General features: G+C 35.6%; 20 protein-coding genes. 16 read left to right on the top strand and 4 right to left on the bottom strand.

The genetic code is table 11. From position 1 onward, the window contains the following. Positions 1-130 precede the first annotated feature (130 nt). Both E0W73_RS10330 and dnaG read left to right on the top strand, forming a co-directional pair. On the top strand, positions 131-1,159 hold the full coding sequence (locus E0W73_RS10330) for a hypothetical protein (protein WP_135221992.1): 1,029 nt from the start codon (positions 131-133) through the stop codon (positions 1,157-1,159). Between the two features lie 128 nt (positions 1,160-1,287). Next, entirely contained in the window at positions 1,288-3,360 is a 2,073-nt protein-coding gene (gene dnaG, locus E0W73_RS10325; protein ID WP_135221991.1) for a DNA primase, read from the top strand. 94 nt (positions 3,361-3,454) lie between these two features. On the opposite strand, the gene E0W73_RS10320 is transcribed toward dnaG, so the two are convergent. Both E0W73_RS10320 and nadE read right to left on the bottom strand, forming a co-directional pair. After that, positions 3,455-4,084: a response regulator transcription factor gene (locus tag E0W73_RS10320; protein ID WP_008467169.1), complete on the bottom strand. Its 630-nt coding sequence runs from the start codon at positions 4,082-4,084 to the stop codon at positions 3,455-3,457. A gap of 92 nt (positions 4,085-4,176) precedes the next feature. Next, positions 4,177-4,983, bottom strand: a complete 807-nt coding sequence (gene nadE / locus E0W73_RS10315) for an NAD(+) synthase (RefSeq protein WP_135221990.1) — start codon at positions 4,981-4,983, stop codon at positions 4,177-4,179. Between the two features lie 100 nt (positions 4,984-5,083). On the opposite strand from nadE, the gene gldB reads away from it, so the two are divergent. Together gldB and gldC are read left to right on the top strand one after the other, a co-directional pair. Further along, entirely contained in the window at positions 5,084-6,043 is a 960-nt protein-coding gene (gene gldB / locus E0W73_RS10310) for a gliding motility lipoprotein GldB (RefSeq protein WP_135221989.1), read from the top strand. Next, positions 6,043-6,378: a gliding motility protein GldC gene (gene gldC / locus E0W73_RS10305; protein ID WP_162847689.1), complete on the top strand. Its 336-nt coding sequence runs from the start codon at positions 6,043-6,045 to the stop codon at positions 6,376-6,378. The genes gldB and gldC overlap by 1 nt, the downstream gene beginning before the upstream one ends. A 155-nt stretch (positions 6,379-6,533) precedes the next feature. On the opposite strand, the gene yihA is transcribed toward gldC, so the two are convergent. Both yihA and E0W73_RS10295 read right to left on the bottom strand, forming a co-directional pair. Next, complete coding sequence (yihA, locus tag E0W73_RS10300; protein WP_135221988.1) at positions 6,534-7,154, bottom strand: ribosome biogenesis GTP-binding protein YihA/YsxC; 621 nt, start codon at positions 7,152-7,154, stop codon at positions 6,534-6,536. 41 nt (positions 7,155-7,195) lie between these two features. Next, entirely contained in the window at positions 7,196-7,960 is a 765-nt protein-coding gene (locus E0W73_RS10295; protein ID WP_135221987.1) for an alpha/beta fold hydrolase, read from the bottom strand. Positions 7,961-8,336: 376 nt separating this feature from the next. On the opposite strand from E0W73_RS10295, the gene mraZ reads away from it, so the two are divergent. The 12 genes from mraZ (at position 8,337) to E0W73_RS10235 (ending at position 21,347) form a co-directional block, all read left to right on the top strand. Then, on the top strand, positions 8,337-8,810 hold the full coding sequence (gene mraZ, locus E0W73_RS10290; RefSeq protein ID WP_135222017.1) for a division/cell wall cluster transcriptional repressor MraZ: 474 nt from the start codon (positions 8,337-8,339) through the stop codon (positions 8,808-8,810). Then, positions 8,785-9,693 (top strand): 16S rRNA (cytosine(1402)-N(4))-methyltransferase RsmH, encoded by a 909-nt coding sequence (rsmH, locus tag E0W73_RS10285; RefSeq protein WP_208730532.1) that lies wholly within the window; start codon positions 8,785-8,787, stop codon positions 9,691-9,693. The genes mraZ and rsmH overlap by 26 nt, the downstream gene beginning before the upstream one ends. Before the next feature lie 22 nt (positions 9,694-9,715). Next, the gene (locus tag E0W73_RS10280) at positions 9,716-10,063 is read left to right on the top strand and encodes an FtsL-like putative cell division protein (RefSeq protein ID WP_135221985.1); all 348 of its coding nucleotides are present in this window, start codon (positions 9,716-9,718) and stop codon (positions 10,061-10,063) included. Continuing rightward, positions 10,054-12,063, top strand: a complete 2,010-nt coding sequence (locus E0W73_RS10275; RefSeq protein ID WP_135221984.1) for a penicillin-binding protein — start codon at positions 10,054-10,056, stop codon at positions 12,061-12,063. The genes E0W73_RS10280 and E0W73_RS10275 overlap by 10 nt, the downstream gene beginning before the upstream one ends. Then, positions 12,060-13,523 (top strand): UDP-N-acetylmuramoyl-L-alanyl-D-glutamate--2,6-diaminopimelate ligase, encoded by a 1,464-nt coding sequence (locus E0W73_RS10270; RefSeq protein WP_135221983.1) that lies wholly within the window; start codon positions 12,060-12,062, stop codon positions 13,521-13,523. Before E0W73_RS10275 ends, E0W73_RS10270 begins: the two co-directional genes overlap by 4 nt. Before the next feature lie 85 nt (positions 13,524-13,608). Further along, positions 13,609-14,841: a phospho-N-acetylmuramoyl-pentapeptide-transferase gene (mraY, locus tag E0W73_RS10265; RefSeq protein WP_135221982.1), complete on the top strand. Its 1,233-nt coding sequence runs from the start codon at positions 13,609-13,611 to the stop codon at positions 14,839-14,841. A 52-nt stretch (positions 14,842-14,893) separates the two neighbouring features. Beyond that, positions 14,894-15,124 carry a four helix bundle protein gene (locus tag E0W73_RS21710; RefSeq protein ID WP_317129322.1) on the top strand — a complete coding sequence of 77 codons (231 nt, stop codon included), beginning with the start codon at positions 14,894-14,896 and terminating at the stop codon, positions 15,122-15,124. Between the two features lie 183 nt (positions 15,125-15,307). Continuing rightward, on the top strand, positions 15,308-16,639 hold the full coding sequence (murD, locus tag E0W73_RS10255; protein WP_135221981.1) for a UDP-N-acetylmuramoyl-L-alanine--D-glutamate ligase: 1,332 nt from the start codon (positions 15,308-15,310) through the stop codon (positions 16,637-16,639). A 76-nt stretch (positions 16,640-16,715) separates the two neighbouring features. Then, a complete protein-coding gene (locus tag E0W73_RS10250) occupies positions 16,716-18,026 on the top strand; it encodes an FtsW/RodA/SpoVE family cell cycle protein (protein ID WP_135221980.1) in 1,311 nt (436 codons plus the stop codon). 20 nt (positions 18,027-18,046) lie between these two features. Then, the gene (gene murG / locus E0W73_RS10245; protein ID WP_135221979.1) at positions 18,047-19,132 is read left to right on the top strand and encodes an undecaprenyldiphospho-muramoylpentapeptide beta-N-acetylglucosaminyltransferase; all 1,086 of its coding nucleotides are present in this window, start codon (positions 18,047-18,049) and stop codon (positions 19,130-19,132) included. Positions 19,133-19,288: 156 nt separating this feature from the next. Then, on the top strand, positions 19,289-20,638 hold the full coding sequence (gene murC, locus E0W73_RS10240; RefSeq protein ID WP_135221978.1) for a UDP-N-acetylmuramate--L-alanine ligase: 1,350 nt from the start codon (positions 19,289-19,291) through the stop codon (positions 20,636-20,638). After that, on the top strand, positions 20,625-21,347 hold the full coding sequence (locus E0W73_RS10235; RefSeq protein WP_135221977.1) for a cell division protein FtsQ/DivIB: 723 nt from the start codon (positions 20,625-20,627) through the stop codon (positions 21,345-21,347). Before murC ends, E0W73_RS10235 begins: the two co-directional genes overlap by 14 nt. Positions 21,348-21,352 lie beyond the last annotated feature (5 nt).

Below are 21,352 nucleotides of genomic sequence, written 5' to 3'. Positions count from 1 at the left end.
AGAATATAGAATATAGAATTTTAAGTTATAGCGTCGGGTTTTAAGCGATGAAAACGAAATAAAAAGCACCATTTTCAATTAATAATTATAAATCATCAATCAATAATCAATCATTTTTAAACAATCAATCATGAGAAATTTTACCATTCATCTACTTCTTTTCTTCTTTTTATTGGTAAGCAAAGTAGTGGGACAGGAAACCTTTGAGTCTGAAGCAAAACGTATTGCGAATAAAATTGAAAAAATTACAAAAGAAGAAAAAGAAGCCTTAAAACAAGAAGTCGAAGCTGTAAACGTGCAGCTCTCTGAAGGCAAAATCACGCATGAGCAGGCCGATAAGCGCAAAAAAGAATTAGCAGAAGCTAGAGCTGTAATTATTGAAGAAAAAGTGACATTGGCTCAAAACGAACTTAATGATTTAGTGCAGAAAAAAGTTGACGGCAAGATAAAAGAAGATTCTGCAAAAGTCTATATGATTCGATGGAAGTCTTATAAGCATAACAAGGACTCTATTCGAGGCGAGAAAAGAACAACTTCGCAGTTTGTTTTTGCAATGGGACTGAACAATACAATGGCCGACGGAAAACTTCAGGACTCGAACTACCGTTTTATGGGGTCGCATTTTTACGAGTGGGGATTTACCTATAATTCACGTTTAATGAAAAACGACAATTTGCTTCACGCAAAATATGGTTTGTCTTTGATGTATAATAATATTCGTCCGACCAATAATCGCAGTTTTGTTGTCAATGGCAATCAGACCAATTTGGTAGAAAACGACATACACATGTCAGAATCTCGTTTTAGAAATGTTTATCTAGTGCTTCCTGCGCATTTGGAATTTGATTTTACTCGACCAAAAGAAAGCAACGGAAAAACTTATTTCAGAACTCATAAAAGTTTCCGTTTCGGAATTGGAGGATATGCAGGAATCAATATAAAATCAAAACAGATTCTGAAATTTGAAGAAGAAGATTTAAAATACAAAACCACCATAAAAGGCGATTACAACGTAAATAATTTCATTTACGGATTGAGTTCTTATATTGGTTATAGAGATTTAAGTTTGTATTTTAAATACGATTTGAACCCATTGTTCCAGAATAATTCGGTTAAAGAAAATAATGTTTCCTTAGGATTACGTCTCGATTTAAATTAAGAATAAAGCTTGAGTTTAGTTAATGTAAAAAGTGTTTCGAGAGAGGCACTTTTTTTATTTTAATAACAAAAATTCAACTTGGATTTGTGTAATTTTACAGGCTCTAATTTTAAAAAACAATTTTCATTTTGATTTCCCAAAGCACCATAGATTCTGTTTTTGAAGCTGCTCGAGTAGAGGAGGTTATTGGCGATTTTGTGAATTTAAAACGCGCTGGAAGTAATTTTAAAGGTCTGAGTCCGTTTTCAGACGAACGTTCGCCCTCTTTTATGGTTTCGCCGGCAAAAGGCATTTGGAAGGATTTCAGTTCTGGAAAAGGAGGAAATTCTGTGGCTTTCTTAATGGAGCATTCTCATTTTACGTATCCAGAAGCCATTCGCTATCTGGCCAAAAAGTACAATATCGAGATTGAAGAAACCGAGCAGACCGAAGCCGAAAAAGCAATGACAGATGTTCGAGAAAGTATGTATCTGGTTTCGGAATTTGCTGCAAAATATTTTCAGGATGTTCTTTTGAATACTGAAGAAGGAAAAGCAATCGGGTTATCTTATTTTAAGGAAAGAGGTTTTACGAATGAAACCATAAAGAAATTCAGTTTAGGATATTCTCCTGAAACTTGGGATGCTTTAACAAAAGAGGCATTAGGAAAAGGCTATAAATTAGAGTTTCTCGAAAGCACAGGTTTGACAATTGCAAGAGAAGACCGTCCCTTTGATCGATTTAAAGGCCGTGTCATGTTTCCGATTCAAAGTATGTCGGGCCGTGTTTTAGGTTTTGGAGGCCGTATTTTGACCAACGACAAAAAAGTGGCAAAATACCTTAATTCTCCTGAAAGCGATATTTACCATAAAAGTAAAGTTCTCTACGGTATTTATCAGGCTAAACAATCTATAGCGAAACTCAATAATTGTTATTTGGTTGAAGGTTATACCGATGTAATTCAGTTTAACCAGGCAGGAATAGAGAATGTGGTGGCTTCGTCAGGAACTGCACTTACTCCAGACCAGATCCGTTTGATTAACAGGCTTACCCGAAATATTACAGTACTTTTTGACGGCGACGCTGCGGGGCTTCGTGCTTCTATAAGAGGTATCGATTTGATTCTCGAAGAAGGAATGAATGTAAGGGTTTGCTCTTTTCCTGATGGAGAAGATCCGGACAGTTTTGCCAGAAAAAATTCTCATGATGATTTGGTTGCTTATTTAGAAAGCAACAGTAAAGATTTTATACAGTTTAAAGCTTCGATTTTAATGAACGAAGCCAAAAACGACCCTGTTAAAAAAGCCGACCTGATTCGAGATATGGTAACCAGTATTTCCAAGATTCCTGATCGCATACAGCGTGAAGTTTACATTCAGGAGTGTGCTCGAATTATGGATATTTCAGAGCAGGTCCTGGTGAGTACATTGGCGCAACTGATTCAAAAGGATATTGCAGAAGCTAATAAAAAACAAAAACAGGAACAAAAGCCTTTTGAAGTCGTTAGAAATCAGCCTCCAAAAAATACGGGATATTCAGGCGGAGATCCAGAAGATCCTAGAACCGGGCCTCCAGAAGATTATTATCCTGGCGACTCTGGTTATTCGGGCGTGCAACAAACCGAAAAAGTAGATATTCTATATGGTTTTGAAAGAAAGATTATAGAGTTGCTGCTGTTGTACGGAAGTGTTGTAGAAAGCTTTGAAGACGTTTTCTTGCGAGCTGATGAAGAAGGAAATGTCAAGGAAGTTTCTGAGAAAAGAGAGTACAAAGTATTCCAAAAAATATATCTAAGCCTTCAGGAAGACGAAGTTGAACTTTCGAACGCCTTGTTTCAGAATATTTACAATAATATTATTGAATTTTACAATCAAAACGAAACTTTTAGTTTGGATAAGTATCTGATGCACTTGCAACCAGAATTTGCTCAGGAAGTGACCAATATTTTAATGGAAGATGAAAAAGTCGTAATTCACAACTGGGAAGGACAGAATATTTTTCCAAAACATAAAAATGTGACTATTGAGCAGAATGTATCTGATACTATTTTTTCGCTTCGATGGTTTTTGGTTTCTAAAATAATATCAGAATTAAAAAATTCGCTTTTGACAGAACCTCAGGAAGACAATTCTGAAATATTGAGCATGGTGGTCGATTATTCTAAGCTGCTCAATAATTTTTCTAAGAAACTAGGAAGAGTAGTTGTTCCTTATCATTCATAAAAAAAACTCTATAAAATCTGATTTATCAGATCATATAGAGTTTTTGTGAAATTTTCGTTTACTTAAAAGGTTTAAGCAAGCCGATGTAATAAATTTAGATAATTTCTAAAGTCTTAGCCTTATTTACTAAGTCAACCAAATTAGTAACGTTTAATTTAGTTAATAATCTTAGCTTGTAAGTACTGATCGTTTTTTCGTTCAGATTTAAGATTTTAGAAATCTCGTTGTTTTTCTTACCATCACTTAAGTAACGTAAAACCTCAATCTCGCGATTAGAAAGTTTTCTGTACAAACGTTCGCTTTTGCTTTGTTTAGCAATAAGGGCCATGTTTTTGCGAACCGTTTCGTTAATGATAATTTTACCTTCGTGTACCTTGATGATAGAGTGACCTAACGTTTCAAGTTTTTCTGTTTTGTGTACATACCCGGATACTCCCGCTTTAATAGCGTTTGGAGCATACATCTGCTCAGCTAGATCACTGAAAATGACAATTTTTGTTTTTGGGAAATTTTTTAGGATAGATTTAATCTCAAAGATACTTGAGAGGCCTTCTAATTCTAGATCTAGGATCAGAATGTCGATTTCCTTCGTCTGAAGAATATCTCTAACCATTGAAAAATTGCCTACATTGGCAACAATTGAAATTTGATCGTGGTCTTTGAAATAAGACTTAACGCCAAAGTGCGTCACAGGATGATTGTCTGCTAGACATACTTTAATCATAATTTTTACCTTTTTTAGAATTGTTCATGTTTTTGGAACTGTAAAATTAATAAATAAATTCTGTAATTAATTGCAGACAAATGTTAAAAAAATTATTTTAACGTTTTTGGTATCAAACAAACCGGAATTGGGTCCATTTTATGCTTGTTGCTGGTGTTTAATCTTTTATAAATTTCGAAGACAGATTTTTCTCTCCCATCGAAGTCAGCTACCGTCTTTCCTGACTCCGCGGCCAACATCGCCCATTCGAGTTCGTCGTAACTTGCCCCTAATTGGTCTTCATCGGTACGATTGTCTCCAAATAAGCCGTCGGTTGGTGCAGCGGTCAAAATTGACTCCGGAATGGCCAAAAATGACCCCAAAGCATACACATCTGACTTCATTAAATCGGCAATCGGACTCAAATCGACGCCGCCATCGCCGTATTTTGTGTAAAAACCTACTCCAAAATCTTCAACTTTGTTGCCAGTTCCTGCTACCAACAAACCATGAAGTCCGGCTAAATAATAAAGAGATGTCATTCTGATTCTTGCACGTGTATTGGCAAGGGCCAAATTTACTTTTGCTGTATCATCTGTTGCGGGAACTGCGCTTTTGAAAGATTCAAAAACAGCTGTCAAGTCGGTTTGTACATCAGAAACGTTCGGGAAACGTTTTTTCAACTGTTCAATATGTTCTTTGGCTCTGTTGACTTGGCTTTCTGCTTGATGAATCGGCATTTCTACACATAGAACCTGCAGCCCTGTCTGAGCACACAAGGTTGAAGTTACTGCCGAATCTACTCCTCCTGAAATACCAATTACAAATCCATTTACTTTTGCAGTTTCGGCATAATTTTTCAGCCACTCTACAATATGCTTATTTACTTTTTCTGTCTGAATTGTGCTTTTTTTAGCCATAATAGTTCAAGTTTTAAGATGCAGGGATGTATATTTGCAGAATTATTTTTTAGTATCTCTTACTTTAAAATTCTGATAACACAAATCTAACTAAAATAAAATGAAAATATATCGCCTTGCAGTGGTTCTGTCCCTGTTTTTTTTGTCTTGTGGCCAAAAAACTAAAGTAGAAAAAGAAGTAGAGGGAATTCCGGTTGATGTTAAGGTGGAGCGTTTTGATAAGGTGTTTTTTGAATCTAAACCAGAGGATCTTCCAAAAGTGAAAAAACAATATCCGTTCTTTTTTCCAGCTGGAAACGACGATAAAATCTGGCTTGAGAAAATGCAAGAACCTATCTGGCGTGAAGTATACCAAGAAGTGCAGAAAAAATACAGTAATTTTGAACCGCTTCGCAAAGAATTCAACAATCTTTTTCAGCATGTAAAATATTATTTTCCAAAAACCAAAACTCCAAAAGTAATTACGATTATTGGAGAAATGGATTATAATGCAAAGGCAATTTATGCAGACAGTTTAGTGATTGTTGCATTGGAATTGTATTTAGGAAAAGAGCATAAGTTTTATCAGTTTCCAAACTATCTAAAACAGAATTTTGAGGAAAGACAAATTATGCCAGACGTAGTTTCGAGTTTTTCTTATCGAAATATTCCGGTTTCCAATGATAAAACGCTTCTTTCGCAAATGATATTTGAAGGGAAACAATTGTATGCAAAAGATTTGCTTCTTCCAGAATATACCGATGCAGAAAAAATGGGATACACGCCTGAGCAAATAAAATGGTGTGAAGAAAATGAAAGTTATATGTGGCGTTATTTTATAGAAAGTGAAATGCTGTACAGCGCAGATCCAAAATTAAATACGCGATTTATAACTCCAGCGCCTTTCTCTAAATTTTATCTAGAGATTGATAATGATTCTCCCGGGCGCACTGGTGCTTGGATAGGATGGCAGATTGTAAGATCGTACATGAAAAATAATAATAATGTTTCTTTGGCGGAATTATTTAAAATTGAGCCAAAAGAAATTTTCGAAAAATCAAAATATAAACCTAAGAAATAATGGCAGATACAATAAACTCAGAAATTAAATTCAATATAGAATTAGATGAAAACCGTGTTCCTGAAAAATTATCATGGACAGCTCAGGATGGCGGTGTAGAAAAAGAAGAAGCAAAAGCGATTATGCTTTCAATCTGGGACAGTAAAGCAAAAGAAACCATGCGAATCGACCTTTGGACAAAAGATATGCCGGTCGACGAAATGAAGATTTTCTTTCACCAGACTTTGGTAGCAATGTCGGATACTTTCAAACGCGCCACAGACGACGAGAAAATGGCAGATACTATGAAAGATTTCTGCGATTATTTTGCTGAAAAACTGGAATTGACGAAATAATTGAATTAAATTCCAATATAAAAAAATCCAAATTCCAAGCTCTTTACGATTGGGATTTGGATTTTTTTATGAGTATTTCCAGTTTTGGAATTTGGAATTTCAACATTGAATATTTCGCTTTTGGAATTTGGAATTTTTAATTTGGAATTTACTTTCTAAAACTCCGAGTTGTTTTTGAAAACTTCCTGGTTTACTTCGTCAATGTAGGCTAGAAGTTCTTCTTTTCCAGATGATTCGAGAGAAGAGGTTATGAAATACTGAGGCATTTCGGCCCAATTGTTGGCAAACATCTGTTTTTTGTAGGCCGCAATATTGGATTGGATTTTCATCTTGCCAATTTTATCCGCTTTTGTAAAAATGATACAGAACGGAATTTCGCTTTCACCCATATAAGACATGAATTCAATGTCTATATTTTGGGCTTCATGGCGAATATCAATCAAAACAAAAGCACAAACCAGTTGCTCTCTTGTTTCAAAATAGTCGGTAATGAATTTTTGAAAAGTAGATTTTGTTTTTTTTGAAACTTTAGCATAGCCATAACCAGGCAAATCGACCAAGAACCAATTGTTGTTAATCTTAAAATGATTAATCAATTGTGTTTTTCCCGGTTTTGCAGATGTCTTTGCTAAGTTTTTATTATTGGTAAGCATGTTAATTAACGATGACTTACCTACGTTTGATCTTCCAATAAAAGCATATTCTGGCAAAAACTCTTTCGGACATTTTGCAGCATCAGAATTGCTGATAATAAATTCGGCGGTGTTAATTTTCATTTTTTTTCTTTTTAAAACCTCCTAAAAAATAAATTTAATGGCTATAAATTTTTTTCAGCGAGCCATTTTTCGAGAATTTCATTAAATTCATCAGGATGTTCCATCATGGCGGCGTGACCACATTTGTCAATCCAGTACAAAGTAGAATTGGGTAATAGTTTATGAAATTCCTCCGCTACGTTTGGTGGCGTTACAGAGTCATTTTTCCCCCAGATAATACAAGTTTCCACTTCCATTTTTGGAAGATCTTTGGCCATATTATGACGAATTGCACTTTTAGCAATCGTTAATGTTTTTATCAGTTTGATGCGGTCGTTTGCTGTTGCGTAAACTTCATCAATAAGTTCTGGAGTTGCAATTTTAGGGTCGTAAAATACATCTTCGGCTTTCCTTTTAATGTACTCATAATCCCCTCTACGAGGATAACTGTCTCCCATTGCGCTCTCGTAAAGTCCTGAACTTCCTGTAATTACAAGTCCTGCAACTTTTTCTGGATACAATTTTGTGTGATAAAGGGCGATATGGCCTCCAAGAGAATTTCCAAGAAGGATTACTTTGTCAAAACCTTTAAAAGTAATGAAATCCTTAACGTACTTCGCAAAGCTTTTTACGTTTGTTTTTAGAATACTCTGCGTGTATATTGGCAAATCCGGGATTACCACTTTGTATCCTTTTGTTGGGAAATATTGCGCTACACCATCAAAGTTACTAAGACCACCCATTAACCCGTGAAGAATTACGATAGGAGTTCCTTCTCCAGCTTCAAAATAGCTGTATTTGCCTTCTTTTTTGTAGTGTTTGTCCATCTAATCTAATGCCAATTTCAATTTCGACAAATATAGGGTTAATTAAATAAAAATGAATTTTTGCTGTCATTTTTTAACTACATAATTTCAGTAGAATTTATAAGTGCTTAAAAATCAGTAGTTAAAATAAGTATCGCTTTCTTTTGTAAATGTTAAAATCATTGTGGTATAATTATTTTTTTAAGAGAAATACTATGTAATTTTTATAATTGTTAAATGATTTTATTTCTACGCTGATTATTACGCAAAGTATTGATTATGCAACAATTAACGTGAGTGGTAGTAAAGTGGTTAAACTTATTAACAAAGTGGTATAAAGTGGTAAAATGTGGTAAAATTTTTTATATTTTTGCTGTATAACATGTTAACACGTTTTTTGAACACAATTATTGGAACATATGAATGTAAAGTCGATGCAAAAGGCAGGCTGATGATGCCCGCTCCTTTGAAAAAGCAATTGACGGCTTCTCTTCAAAGCGGATTTGTTTTGAAGCGTTCTGTTTTTCAGCAGTGTTTAGAATTGTATCCTATGGAAGAATGGGATTTGATGATGAAAAAAATCAACAAGCTTAATCGCTTTGTAAAAAAGAACAACGATTTCATTAGAAGGTTTACGGCTGGTGTTAAAATGGTTGAAGTTGATGCGTTAGGAAGGCTGCTGGTGCCAAAAGATTTGGTAACGTTTGCAAGTATTTCTAAAGATGTGGTTTTTTCATCTGCGGTTAATATAGTTGAGATTTGGGATAAGGATTTATACGAAAAATCAATAAGCGGCGAAGATATGGATTTTGCAGATTTAGCCGAAGAAGTAATGGGAAATATTAATGACGACGACGATGGAATATCATAATCCGGTTTTGCTTCATCCAACTGTTGATGGTTTAGACATTAAGCCAGATGGGGTGTATGTAGATGTTACGTTTGGAGGCGGTGGTCATTCAAAAGAGATTTTAAGAAGATTAGGGCCAAACGGAAGGCTGTTTGCATTTGATCAAGACGAAGATGCTCTTGCCAATGCGTTGCCAGACGAGAGGTTTACACTGATAAATGAAAACTTTAGATTCATAAAAAGATTTTTACGTTTTCACGGAGTAAAACAAGTAGACGGAATCTTAGCAGATTTAGGAGTTTCTTCTCATCAGTTCGATGTTCCGGAAAGAGGTTTTTCTACAAGATTTGATGCTGAACTGGATATGCGGATGAGTCAGAAAAATGATTTAAATGCTTATCGAGTGGTGAACGAATATGAAGAACAGGATTTACGTCGTGTTTTTTTTGATTATGGGGAGTTGAAAAACGCACCGGTTTTGGCAAGAACAATTGTTGAGGCAAGAAAAGATTATCCAATCAAAACAACTGAAGAGTTAAAAGACGTTCTGAAAAAGTTTCTACCAGAGAAAGTTCGAAACAAAGTACTGGCTCAGATTTATCAAGCAATCAGAATTGAGGTAAATCAGGAAATGGATGTTTTAAAAGAATTTATTGAGCAGTCGTTAGAGATTTTAAAACCTGGCGGAAGATTTTCGGTAATATCATACCATTCTCTCGAAGATCGTTTGGTAAAAAGATTTATCAAAAACGGAATGTTTGAAGGCGAGCCAGAGAGAGATTTCTACGGAAATTATTCAGTTCCGTTTAAGACCATCGGAAAGCTGATTGTTCCAGATGATGAGGAAATCAAGATTAACAACAGGGCCAGAAGTGCGAAATTACGAATAGCTGAAAAGCTATAATATATATTAAGGTATAAAAAAGATGAAAAGCGGCATATTCAGCATATTAAAAGCAAGATTTCTCATTCATGAGGATGCGGTTAAAAACTGGCGGTTTATTGTCTTTATAATTCTGCTGGCGATTTTGATGATTGCCAATACACAGCGATACGAGCAGAAGGTTTTTGAAATCGCAAAATTAAATAATGAAGTAAAAGAACTGAGATCTGAGTTTGTAGATCGACGTTCAGAATTGATGAAGTTAAAAATGGAGTCGACTATCTCGAATAAAATGTTGGAAAAACAAATTTTTTCGTCGACGGTGCCTCCAGTTAAAATAGAAGTTAAAAAAGAAGAAGAAAAAAGTTTCTTTAAAAGAATATGGCAGTAGACGATAAACATATATCCTACAGAATTTACCTCGTAGCAGTTTTCATCTTTATGATGGCAATTGCTATTGTCGTTAAATTGACCAATATTCAATGGGTTGACGGAGATCATTACCGTAAGCTCGCAAAACAGCGTACGGTTAGGAATTTTGTCATTCCGGCCAATAAAGGAAATATTTATTCCGCAGACGGAAGCCTTTTGGCAACTTCCATTCCGAATTACGAAATTCGTTTTGATGCCAAAGCTCCTAAGCAAGAAACTTTCGAAAAATATGTAAAACTTTTGTCGGATTCTTTGGGAGTATTTTTTGACAGACCTGGTGCTTATTTTGAAAAAGAATTACGCAAAGCACGAGAAAATAAAAATCGGTACTATTTGATTGCTCGTAATTTAAGTTATACCGATTATGTTAAGATTAAAGGTTTCCCATTATTCAATCTAGGCGCTTTTAAAGGCGGAATCATTATAGAGCAAGAAACGGTTAGAAAACATCCGATCGGTAAAATTGCTGAAAGGACTATTGGTTATGATCGTCTTGATCCGGCAACGGGAGTGGAAGTCGGCAAAGGAATTGAATGGGCTTTTAAAAGTTACCTTAACGGAAAAGACGGCAAAATCTTAAAACAGAAAATCGCAAAAGGACAATGGAAACCGATTCGTGATGTAAACGAAGTGGATCCTATTGACGGTTATGATGTGATTTCGACCATAGATGTTTTTATTCAGGATATTGCACATCACGCACTCCTCAAGCAATTGGAAGATTATGAGGCAGATCATGGTTGTGTGGTAGTTATGGAAACAGAAACAGGGCATGTGAAAGCAATTTCAAATTTAGGAAGAGCAGAAGACGGATCCTATTACGAAACTACAAATTATGCTATTGCCGAATCTCACGAACCGGGATCGACTTTTAAATTAGTGGATTTGATGGCGATTCTAGAAGACAAAGTAGCTGATACAAGTACAGTTTATGATAGCAAAAATGGTGTTGTAAAGTATTATGGAAGATCCGTGCGCGATTCGCATCATGGGGGGTATGGAAAAGTTTCGTTAGCCCGCGGATTCGAACTTTCGTCAAACACTATTATGGTTCAGGCGGTTTATGAGGGGTATAAAAACAATCCGTCAAAATTTGTAAATCATATCAATAGCTACGGATTAAATAAAACTTTGGGATTGCATTTTAAAGGAGAGGGGAGACCTTATATTCCGCAACCAGGAGATAAACATTGGTCAGGAGTCTCGCTTCCGTGGATGGCATTCGGGTACGGAGTTTCGGTAACGCCAATGCAGACTTTGGCATTTTATAATTCGGTTGCAAATGACGGAGTGATGGTAAAACCGCAGTTTGTATCTGAGATTAAAGAATGGAATAAAACCATCAAGAAATTTGATGTTGAAGTTATAAATCCAAGAGTTTGTTCGCCAGAAACATTGAAAAAAGTGAAAGCAGTACTGCTTAATGTGGTGAAAAAAGGAACAGGTTCTAAATTGTATTCGAAAGATTTTTCGATGGCAGGAAAAACAGGAACAGCTCAGATGAATTATGGAGGAAAAGAAGGAAAATCAGCATTGTATTATGCTTCTTCTTTTGTGGGATATTTTCCGGCAGAGCATCCAAAATATTCTTGCATTGTAGTGGTACACAAACCCAATACGGCTAAGAATAATTATTACGGAGCAGACGTTGCAGGTCCGGTTTTCAAAAGAATTGCCCAAAAAATCTTTACCGATGCGCCATCGACCAATAAGATAAAGAGATTAGATACTAGAGTTCCAAAACAAGATGCTAGTTATAATAAATATACGGCTGAAGCCAATAAAAAAATCAATCAAATTCCTGATTTAAAAGGAATGCCGGGAATGGATGCAGTTGCCTTATTGGAGAATTTAGGTTTGAAGGTAAGGATAAATGGTATGGGGAAAGTAAAAAAACAGTCGATTCAGGCTGGAGAAACAATAAGCAAAAACGCAACAATTGTATTAGAATTATCGTGAAAGTATTAAAAGACATATTATATAAAGTAGCAATTGAATCTGTAAAAGGTTCTACAGATGTTGCTGTTTCTAAAATCGAGTTTGATTCTCGTAAAGTAGAAGCAAATGATGTTTTTGTGGCAATCAGAGGCTCACTTTCTAACGGACACGATTATATTGAAAAAGCAATCCAATTAGGTGCAAAAGCAATTATCTGTGATACGCTTCCAGAAAATATAGCAGGAGAAATAACTTATATTCAGGTAAAAGATACAAATTCGGCTTTAGCTTTTATGGCTGCTAATTATTTTGAAGATCCTTCTGCAAAACTAAAGTTAGTGGGTGTAACAGGTACAAACGGAAAAACAACGATTGCTTCGTTATTGTTTCAATTGTTTGGAAATGCAGGTTTTAAAGTTGGATTATTGTCAACAGTAAAAATAGTTGTAGATAAAACAGAATATCCTGCGACACATACTACGCCAGATTCTTTGACTATAAATCATTATTTAAACGAAATGGTTGAAGCTGGAGTTACGCACTGTTTCATGGAAGTGAGTTCTCACGGAATTCATCAAAAACGAACAGAAGCGTTGCATTTTACTGGCGGTGTTTTTACAAATCTTTCTCACGATCATTTAGATTATCACGCAACTTTTGCAGAATACAGAGACGTCAAAAAATCATTTTTTGATTCGCTTCCAAAAACGGCTTTCGCTTTGTCGAACATCGATGATAAGAACGGAACAGTAATGTTGCAGAATACAGTGGCAAAAAAACTGACTTATGCACTAAAGTCATATGCCGATTATAGAGCGCAGATTTTAGAAAGCCAACTGTCTGGATTATTATTGAAAGTAAATGATAACGAAGTCTGGGTAAAATTGATTGGAACTTTTAATGCCTATAATGTTCTAGCAATTTATGGAACTGCGGTAGAGCTTGGAATCGATAGTCTTGAGGCATTACGCCTATTGTCTGATTTGGAGAGTGTTTCAGGACGTTTTCAATATATTGTGTCAGATGGCGGAATTACGGCTGTTGTAGACTATGCGCATACACCAGACGCACTTGAAAATGTTTTGAAGACGATAAACGACATTCGTACTAAAAACGAACAGTTGATTACGGTTGTTGGTTGTGGGGGAAATCGTGACAAAACTAAGCGTCCGATTATGGCAAAGATTGCTTCTGATTTGAGTGATAAAGCCATTTTGACTTCGGATAACCCTAGAAACGAAGATCCAGAGGCGATTTTAGATGAAATGGAAGAGGGAGTTGAACCTCAGAATTACAAAAAAATGCTTCGAATAACAGATCGCAAACAGGCAATAAAAACTGCTTGTCAGTTAGCCCAAGCTAAAGATATTATATTGATTGCAGGAAAAGGTCATGAGACTTATCAAGAAATAAACGGTGTTCGTCATCATTTTGATGATATGGAGACGATTAAAGACATTTTAGAACAATTAACTAAATAATAAAAAAACAAATTCCAAATTCCAAAAACCAATTTACAGTTGGAATTTGGAATTTCAAAATTGGAACTTCAAAAAATAAGAAAATATGCTGTACTATTTATTTGAATATTTTGACAAAACATTGGATATTCCTGGAACAGGGGTTTTCCAGTACATTACATTCAGGTCAGCTTTGGCATTCATGCTTTCGTTGCTTTTGTCAACAATTTACGGTAAAAGAATTATCAATTTTCTACGCCGTCAGCAAGTAGGTGAGACTGTTCGCGAACTGGGTCTTGCAGGTCAGAATGAAAAAGCAGGTACACCGACAATGGGCGGGCTTATTATCATTTTTGCCACCTTGCTTCCGGTTTTGTTGTTTGCAAGATTGCACAATATCTATATCGTTCTTTTGATTGTGACAACATTATGGATGGGAACAATTGGTTTTGTCGACGATTACATCAAAATATTCAAAAAAGATAAACAAGGCTTAAAAGGAATTTTTAAAGTTATTGGCCAAGTAGGTCTAGGCGTTATAGTTGGTGCGGTACTTTATTTTAACCCAGCAGTTACGGTGCGAACAGATACGGGACGTACAGATGTCTTTAGGGCTGCCGTAAATTCAGCGGTGATTGTACCAGCAGGTGTTGAAGAAAAATCTACAGCTACCACTATTCCTTTCGTAAAAAACAACGAATTTGATTATGCAGAAGTACTGTCTTTTATGGGAGATGGTTACGAAAAATGGGCTTGGCTTGTATTTATCCCAGTAGTGATTTTTATCATTACCGCAGTATCAAATGGAGCTAACCTGACAGACGGAATCGATGGTCTCGCTGCCGGAACCTCGGCAATTTCGGTCCTCGCGCTCGGTATTTTTACGTTTGTTTCTGGAAATATCATTTTTTCTAATTATCTGAATATCATGTATATCCCGAATTCTGGTGAAATGACGGTTTTTATTTCGGCTTTTGTGGGTGCGCTTATCGGATTTCTTTGGTACAATTCTTTTCCGGCATCTGTTTTCATGGGGGATACAGGAAGTTTGACAATTGGAGGAATTATAGCGGTTTTAGCAATTGCAGTTCGTAAAGAAATATTAATTGTATTGTTCTGCGGAATCTTCTTAGCCGAAAGTGCTTCGGTAATTATTCAGGTAAGTTATTTTAAGTATACCAAAAAACGTTTTGGCGAAGGACGAAGAATTTTCCTGATGTCGCCTTTGCATCATCATTATCAGAAAAAAGGCTATCATGAAAGCAAAATCGTGACCCGTTTCTGGATTGTAGCTGTAATGTTGGCCATATTATCAATCGTTACACTAAAATTGAGATAAACTCAATTAAAAATTGAGAATTAAAAATTAAAATGTTATACGTTCTTATAAAATGAAAGAAAATATTATTCAAGACAAATCATTTGATTTTGCAGTTAGAATTGTCAATCTGTATAAATATTTGACAGATTTTAAAAAGGAATTTGTTTTGAGTAAGCAGGTCTTACGATCAGGAACTTCAATAGGAGCAAACATTGAAGAGTCAATTGGAGGACGATCTGATAAAGAGTTTTTGTTTAAGCTTGAAATTTCATATAAAGAAGCTAGAGAAACAATTTATTGATTAAAGTTGTTAAAGGCAACAGAGTATATTTCTGTAGATGAATTTACAGCATCTTTAAAAGAGGCAGATGAAATTTGCAGAATATTAGCGAAAATAATATTAACCTTAAAGGAAAATAGGAGTTCAAATTATAAGGTCAGCTATGATTTTTAATTTTTAATTCTGAATTTTTAATTATAAAGTATGAGGCTAGTAGTGCTAGGAGGAGGAGAAAGTGGTGTTGGAACCGCAATCCTCGGTAAAAAGCAAGGATACGATGTTTTTTTATCCGATTTTGGAAAAATAAAAGAGAGCTATAAAGAAGTTCTTATCATTAATAAAATTCCGTGGGAGGAAGAACAGCATACCGAAGATTTGATTCTAAATGCTGATATCGTAATGAAAAGCCCGGGAATTCCTGAAAAGTCGCCTATAGTTAAAAAACTTCTTGCGGCAGGAGTAAAAGTAATTTCGGAAATAGAATTTGCAAAGCCGTATACAGAAGCTTTAACAATCGGAATTACAGGCAGTAATGGTAAAACGACAACAACAATGTTAACGTATCATTTGCTGAAGTCTGCGGGACTTAATGTAGGATTGGGAGGAAATATAGGAAAAAGTTTTGCCTGGCAGGTAGCCGAAAATAAATACGATGCATACGTTCTTGAATTAAGCAGTTTTCAGCTTGACGGAATCATAGAATACAAGCCCGATATTGCCATAATTACCAATATCAGTCCGGATCATTTGGATCGATATGAGTATAAATATGAAAATTATATCAATTCGAAATTCCGAATAACGATGAACCAGACTGAGAACGATTATCTCATTTATGATGCAGATGATGAAGCAAGTACGGAATGGTTGAAGAACAATAAAACGAAAGCAAAATTAATTCCTTTCTCGCTGTCTAAAACATTCGACGAAGGGGCTTCTATAAATAACAACAAAATGGAAATAAAGATTAACCAAGAAGAGTTTACAATGGACACAGAACACATTGCGTTAGAAGGAAAACATAATATGAAAAACGCCATGGCAGCAAGCTCTGTAGCAAAATTGATGCAAATTAGAAATGCAACAATACGCGAAAGTTTATCGAATTTTCAAGGTGTTGAACACCGTTTAGAAAAAGTTCTGAAAATTCAGAATGTACAATATATCAACGACTCTAAAGCAACTAATGTAAATGCTACTTTCTTTGCTTTAGACAGTATGAATGTTCCAACTGTTTGGATTGTAGGTGGTGTGGACAAAGGAAATGATTATAATGAATTGATGTCCTTAGTGCGCGAAAAAGTAAAAGCAATCATTTGCCTTGGAGTCGATAACCGTAAGATTATTGATGCTTTTGGTGCTGTAGTAGACATTATGGTTGAAGTCAACAACATGAACGACGCTGTAAAAACAGCACAACGATTAACAGAAAAGGGCGATGCTGTTCTATTGTCGCCAGCTTGCGCAAGTTTCGATTTGTTCGAAAACTACGAAGACAGAGGAAAACAATTTAAACAAGCAGTGCATAACTTGTAGAAAAAAGTTTCAAGTTTCAGGTTTCAAGTTAGGAGAAACCTGAAACTTAAAACTAAATAAACCTGAAACAAAAAACATGAAAGAACTAGTAAACAAGCTAAAAGGAGATAGAGTAATATGGTCATTTGTGGCTTTATTGGCTTTGTTTTCGTTTATGCCGGTTTTTAGTGCCAGTAGTAATCTTGCCTATATCGGGCATGGAACAGGGAATACACTGGGATACCTTATTAAACATCTGGCTCATATTTGTATCGGTTTCTTGATTATTTATTGGGTTCATAGAGTGCCGTATCATTATTTCAGGGCGATTTCTAAAATCGCACTTCCGGTAGTTTGGATTTTATTATTGTATACTTTACTGAAGGGAACTGTGATTGCAGGGGCAAATGCAAGCCGTTGGATTCAGGTGCCTTTTATCGGAATTACATTTCAGACTTCGACTTTGGCCTCTATCGTTCTTTTTATTTATGTAGCACGTTATCTTTCAAAAACAAAAGATGAAAATGAGCCGTTTCAAGCTTCATTAATTGAGCTTTGGATTCCGGTATTTATAACATTAGCGCTTATTTTGCCAGCGAACTTTTCAACTACCGCTTTGATTTTTTCAATGGTTTTAATGCTGACATTTATTGGGAAATACCCATTAAAGTATATCGCTTTTATTATTGGTTCTGGGGTGGCTATGTTGGCGTTTTTCCTTTTGGTGGCAAAAGCGTTTCCAGATTCATCATTTTTCAGCAGGGTATCGACTTGGGAAAAACGTATCATGAATTTTACCACCGATAACCCAGATGAAGACGATTATCAGATTGAAAAAGCAAAAATTGCAATCGCCTCAGGAAAACTAGGAGGATTAGGGCCGGGTAAAAGTGTTCAGAAGAATTTTTTACCGCAATCTTCTTCCGATTTTATTTATGCGATTATTGTAGAAGAATATGGTTTAGTAGGAGGTGTTGCAATAGTTATTTTGTATTTATTGCTTTTGTTCCGATTTGTAATTGCTTCTCACAAAGCGCCTACTTTGTTTGGAAAACTAGTCGTCGTCGGTGTCGGTTTTCCGATGATATTTCAGGCGATGATCAATATGGCGGTTGCGGTAGAATTACTGCCAGTAACTGGGCAGACGCTTCCGCTGATAAGCTCTGGAGGAAGCTCAATCTGGATGACCTGTTTTGCGCTCGGAATCATTATTAGCGTGACTAAAAAAGAAGAAGAGATAGCAGAAGAAAAAGAGGAAAAAGAAAAGAGAAAAGAAGCTTTACAGCGATTGATTGATAAAGAACTGGCTGAGGAAGATTTGGTTTCGAATGAAGTTTATGAAGCGGATGCGCTTTATTCAATAGAAGATAATTCGAGAAATCCGATGAATGCGGTTTTAAATAAATAAAAATTGTAATTTTTAGAAAGATGACAAAGTATAAATTCATACTTAGCGGAGGAGGAACAGGAGGACACATTTATCCTGCGATTGCAATTGCAAATGAATTAAAATTACAATTTCCTGATGCAGAATTTCTTTTTGTGGGTGCCAAAGACAAAATGGAAATGCAGAAAGTGCCTCAGGCCGGTTACGAAATAAAAGGTCTTTGGATTGCCGGACTGCAGAGAAAAATTACACTAGATAATATGATGCTGCCTCTAAAATATTTAAGCAGTTTGAATAAATCTCGTAAAATTGTTAAGCAGTTTAAGCCCAATGCAGTTATTGGAACAGGAGGCTTTGCTAGCGGACCGTTATTGCAGGCGGCAGGTTTGGCAGGAATTCCAACAGTCATTCAGGAACAGAATTCTTTTCCCGGAATTACCAATAAATTGCTAAGCAAAAAAGCCAATGCCATTTGTGTGGCTTACGAAAATTTGGAACGTTTTTTCCCAAAAGAAAAAATTGTTTTAACAGGAAATCCGGTTCGTCAGGATTTGATTGATATAGACGCAAAACAGGATGAGGCAATTGCTTTTTACGGTCTAGATCCAAACAAAAAAACATTATTGGTGTTGGGAGGAAGTTTAGGAGCACGAAGAATAAACCAGTTAATAGAAAAAGAGCTTCAAAATTTTCTTTCTCAAGATGTGCAGGTTATCTGGCAGTGCGGAAAATTGTATTTTGAAGAATATAAAAAATACAATCAGCCAAATGTAAAGGTGGTCGATTTTATTGAACGTATGGATTTTGTTTATGCAGCTGCAGATGTCATAATTTCACGTGCGGGAGCATCTTCGGTGTCAGAATTGTGTATTGTCGGAAAACCGGTCATTTTTATTCCGTCTCCGAATGTTGCTGAGGATCACCAAACTAAAAATGCAAAGGCGATTGTAGATGCAAAAGGTGCAATTTTGTTGAAAGAATCTGAGCTTGACAGCCAGTTTAGCATTGTTTTTGAAGCGCTGCTGAAAGATTACGGAAAACAGAAACAATTGAGTGAAAATATCAAAAAATTGGCACGACCAAACGCTACAAAAGAAATTGTAGAACAAATAAAAAAGTTGTTATAATATAACTTATTATGAAAATTATACAACGTCAAAACTAAATGAGTAGCCTATTTTAGGCAATTTAGGCTGATGGTAAACTATATAAACATAAAGGTTTAATAACTAGTTTCTTACGAAAAAGAGATTAGAAACAAGTCTGAAAAATTAGTATTAAAAATGAATTTAAATCAAATACAAAACGTCTATTTCATTGGTATTGGAGGCATCGGTATGAGTGCTTTGGCCCGTTATTTCAAATTTATAGGAAAACAGGTTTCAGGTTACGATAAAACGCCTTCTATGCTGACTGCAGAATTGATAGAGAGTGGTATTGACATTCATTTTGAAGACGATATCAATTTAATTCCGAAAGATTATTACGTAGAAAATACGCTGGTGATTTTTACTCCAGCCGTTCCTAAAACACATTCCGAATGGAATTTCTTTATAGAAAGACACTATGAAGTTAAAAAACGCGCTGAAGTTTTAGGGATTATCACAAAAGATACCTTTTGCTTTGCAGTTGCCGGAACACATGGTAAAACCACTACATCAAGCATTTTGGGGCATATTTTGTTTCAGAGCGGTGTAGATGTAACGGCTTTTATAGGTGGAATCGTAGAGAATTACAACTCAAACCTTATAGGAAGCGGTAAAACGGTTACGGTTGTAGAAGCAGATGAGTTTGACCGTTCCTTCCTTCATCTGCATCCGGATATTGCTTGTGTGACTTCTATGGATGCCGATCATTTGGATATCTATGGCACGAGCGATGCAATCGAAGCTTCTTTCAGAGAGTTTGCTTCAAAAGTAGAAGACAAGAACAAACTTTTCATTACCAAAGAATTGCCTTTGGATGGAATTCAATGTGCTGTAAATGAAGATGCTGTATATAAGGCTTTTAATGTTCGAATAGAAGACGGAGCATACGTTTTTGATGTTCAGACACCGTCAGAAATTATGAAAGACTTGCGTTTCGGATTGCCTGGAAAGCATAATTTGATGAATGGTTTGATGGCTCTTGCAATGGCAAAAACCTACGGAATCGAGACCGATTCTATCGCAAAAGCTCTTGCTTCGTTTAACGGAATCAGAAGACGTTTTTCGTATCAGATTAAAACTGAAAATTTAGTATATATTGATGATTATGCGCATCATCCAACCGAAATAAATGCTGTTCATCACGCAGTTAGAGAGTTGTATCCAGGGCGTAAGGTTCTGGCTGTTTTTCAGCCACATTTGTTTAGCAGAACAAAAGATTTTGTAGACGGATTCTCGTCAAGTTTGTCGCAATTTGATGAAGTTTTTCTGATGGAAATTTATCCTGCACGAGAACTTCCGATGGAGGGCGTAACTTCAGAATGGCTGTTAGGGAAAATGACAAATTCGAACAAGAAAATTGTTTCAAAAGAAGATTTATTGGCAGAAATCAAAGCCAGTGATGCGCCGATAATTGTGACAATTGGAGCTGGTGATTTAGGAGAGATGGTTCCTTCAATTAAAAAGATTTTAAATGAAAGTATTTAATTGGACAAATATTCGTTTAGTACTTATTTTCGGACTGGTTTTGTTCTTGTATTCGTTTGCGCAGCATCGAAACGGAGACCGAAAACTGAGAAAATCGATGGTCGTTTTTGTAGGGGAAAATACGCTTTTTGTGAAGCCAGAAACGGTTAATAAATTGTTGATAGAAAATAAAACAGACGCTTCCAGTATTAGAAAAGATGAAGTAGATTTGAATAAGATAGAGAAAACCCTCGATGAACAAGACATGATTGAAAAGTCAAATGTTTTTGTAAGTATTGATGGCGTTCTAAAAGCAGAAGTAAAACAGAAGACGCCCATAGCAAGAGTTTATGACGGCGGTTCTTCGTTTTATATTGACTACGAGGGAAATAAAATGCCTTTGTCTGACAATTTCACTGCGAGAGTTCCTCTTGTTTCAGGGGCAATTAATAAAAAAAATAACGAAGATTTAGCTGCATTATTCCGCACAATTTATGACGATGCGTTTTTGAAAAAAAACATCATTGCGATTCAAATTATGCCTAATGGCAGCCTAAAAATGTTTAATCGAAACTATGATTATTACATAGATTTCGGCAGAACGATGAATGTTGATAAGAAATTTAGAAACTATAAAGCGTTTTTTCAGAAAGCAGTTTTAGATAGTACGTTATACAAATACAAAAAAATTGACCTTAGGTTTACGGAACAAGTAGTTTGCACTAAATAATAGAA

The sequence above is a fragment of the Flavobacterium foetidum genome (genome assembly GCF_004634245.1).
GTDB lineage: Bacteria > Bacteroidota > Bacteroidia > Flavobacteriales > Flavobacteriaceae > Flavobacterium > Flavobacterium foetidum.
Note: the sequence above shows the minus strand (reverse complement) of the source record. Positions and strands in the feature narration are given on the sequence as shown.

Excerpts from the sequence above, each read along its gene's own strand:
- E0W73_RS10295 (WP_135221987.1), bottom strand. The coding sequence starts at position 7,960 with ATGGACAAACACTACAAAAAAGAAGGCAAATACAGCTATTTTGAAGCT.
- yihA (WP_135221988.1), bottom strand. The coding sequence starts at position 7,154 with ATGAAAATTAACACCGCCGAATTTATTATCAGCAATTCTGATGCTGCA.
- E0W73_RS10250 (WP_135221980.1), top strand. The coding sequence starts at position 16,716 with ATGAAAGAACTAGTAAACAAGCTAAAAGGAGATAGAGTAATATGGTCA.
- murG (WP_135221979.1), top strand. The coding sequence starts at position 18,047 with ATGACAAAGTATAAATTCATACTTAGCGGAGGAGGAACAGGAGGACAC.
- gldC (WP_162847689.1), top strand. The coding sequence starts at position 6,043 with ATGGCAGATACAATAAACTCAGAAATTAAATTCAATATAGAATTAGAT.
- murC (WP_135221978.1), top strand. The coding sequence starts at position 19,289 with ATGAATTTAAATCAAATACAAAACGTCTATTTCATTGGTATTGGAGGC.
- E0W73_RS10330 (WP_135221992.1), top strand. The coding sequence starts at position 131 with ATGAGAAATTTTACCATTCATCTACTTCTTTTCTTCTTTTTATTGGTA.
- mraY (WP_135221982.1), top strand. The coding sequence starts at position 13,609 with ATGCTGTACTATTTATTTGAATATTTTGACAAAACATTGGATATTCCT.
- E0W73_RS10280 (WP_135221985.1), top strand. The coding sequence starts at position 9,716 with ATGAAAAGCGGCATATTCAGCATATTAAAAGCAAGATTTCTCATTCAT.
- murD (WP_135221981.1), top strand. The coding sequence starts at position 15,308 with ATGAGGCTAGTAGTGCTAGGAGGAGGAGAAAGTGGTGTTGGAACCGCA.
- rsmH (WP_208730532.1), top strand. The coding sequence starts at position 8,785 with ATGACGACGACGATGGAATATCATAATCCGGTTTTGCTTCATCCAACT.
- E0W73_RS10320 (WP_008467169.1), bottom strand. The coding sequence starts at position 4,084 with ATGATTAAAGTATGTCTAGCAGACAATCATCCTGTGACGCACTTTGGC.
- E0W73_RS21710 (WP_317129322.1), top strand. The coding sequence starts at position 14,894 with ATGAAAGAAAATATTATTCAAGACAAATCATTTGATTTTGCAGTTAGA.
- gldB (WP_135221989.1), top strand. The coding sequence starts at position 5,084 with ATGAAAATATATCGCCTTGCAGTGGTTCTGTCCCTGTTTTTTTTGTCT.
- nadE (WP_135221990.1), bottom strand. The coding sequence starts at position 4,983 with ATGGCTAAAAAAAGCACAATTCAGACAGAAAAAGTAAATAAGCATATT.
- E0W73_RS10235 (WP_135221977.1), top strand. The coding sequence starts at position 20,625 with ATGAAAGTATTTAATTGGACAAATATTCGTTTAGTACTTATTTTCGGA.
- E0W73_RS10275 (WP_135221984.1), top strand. The coding sequence starts at position 10,054 with ATGGCAGTAGACGATAAACATATATCCTACAGAATTTACCTCGTAGCA.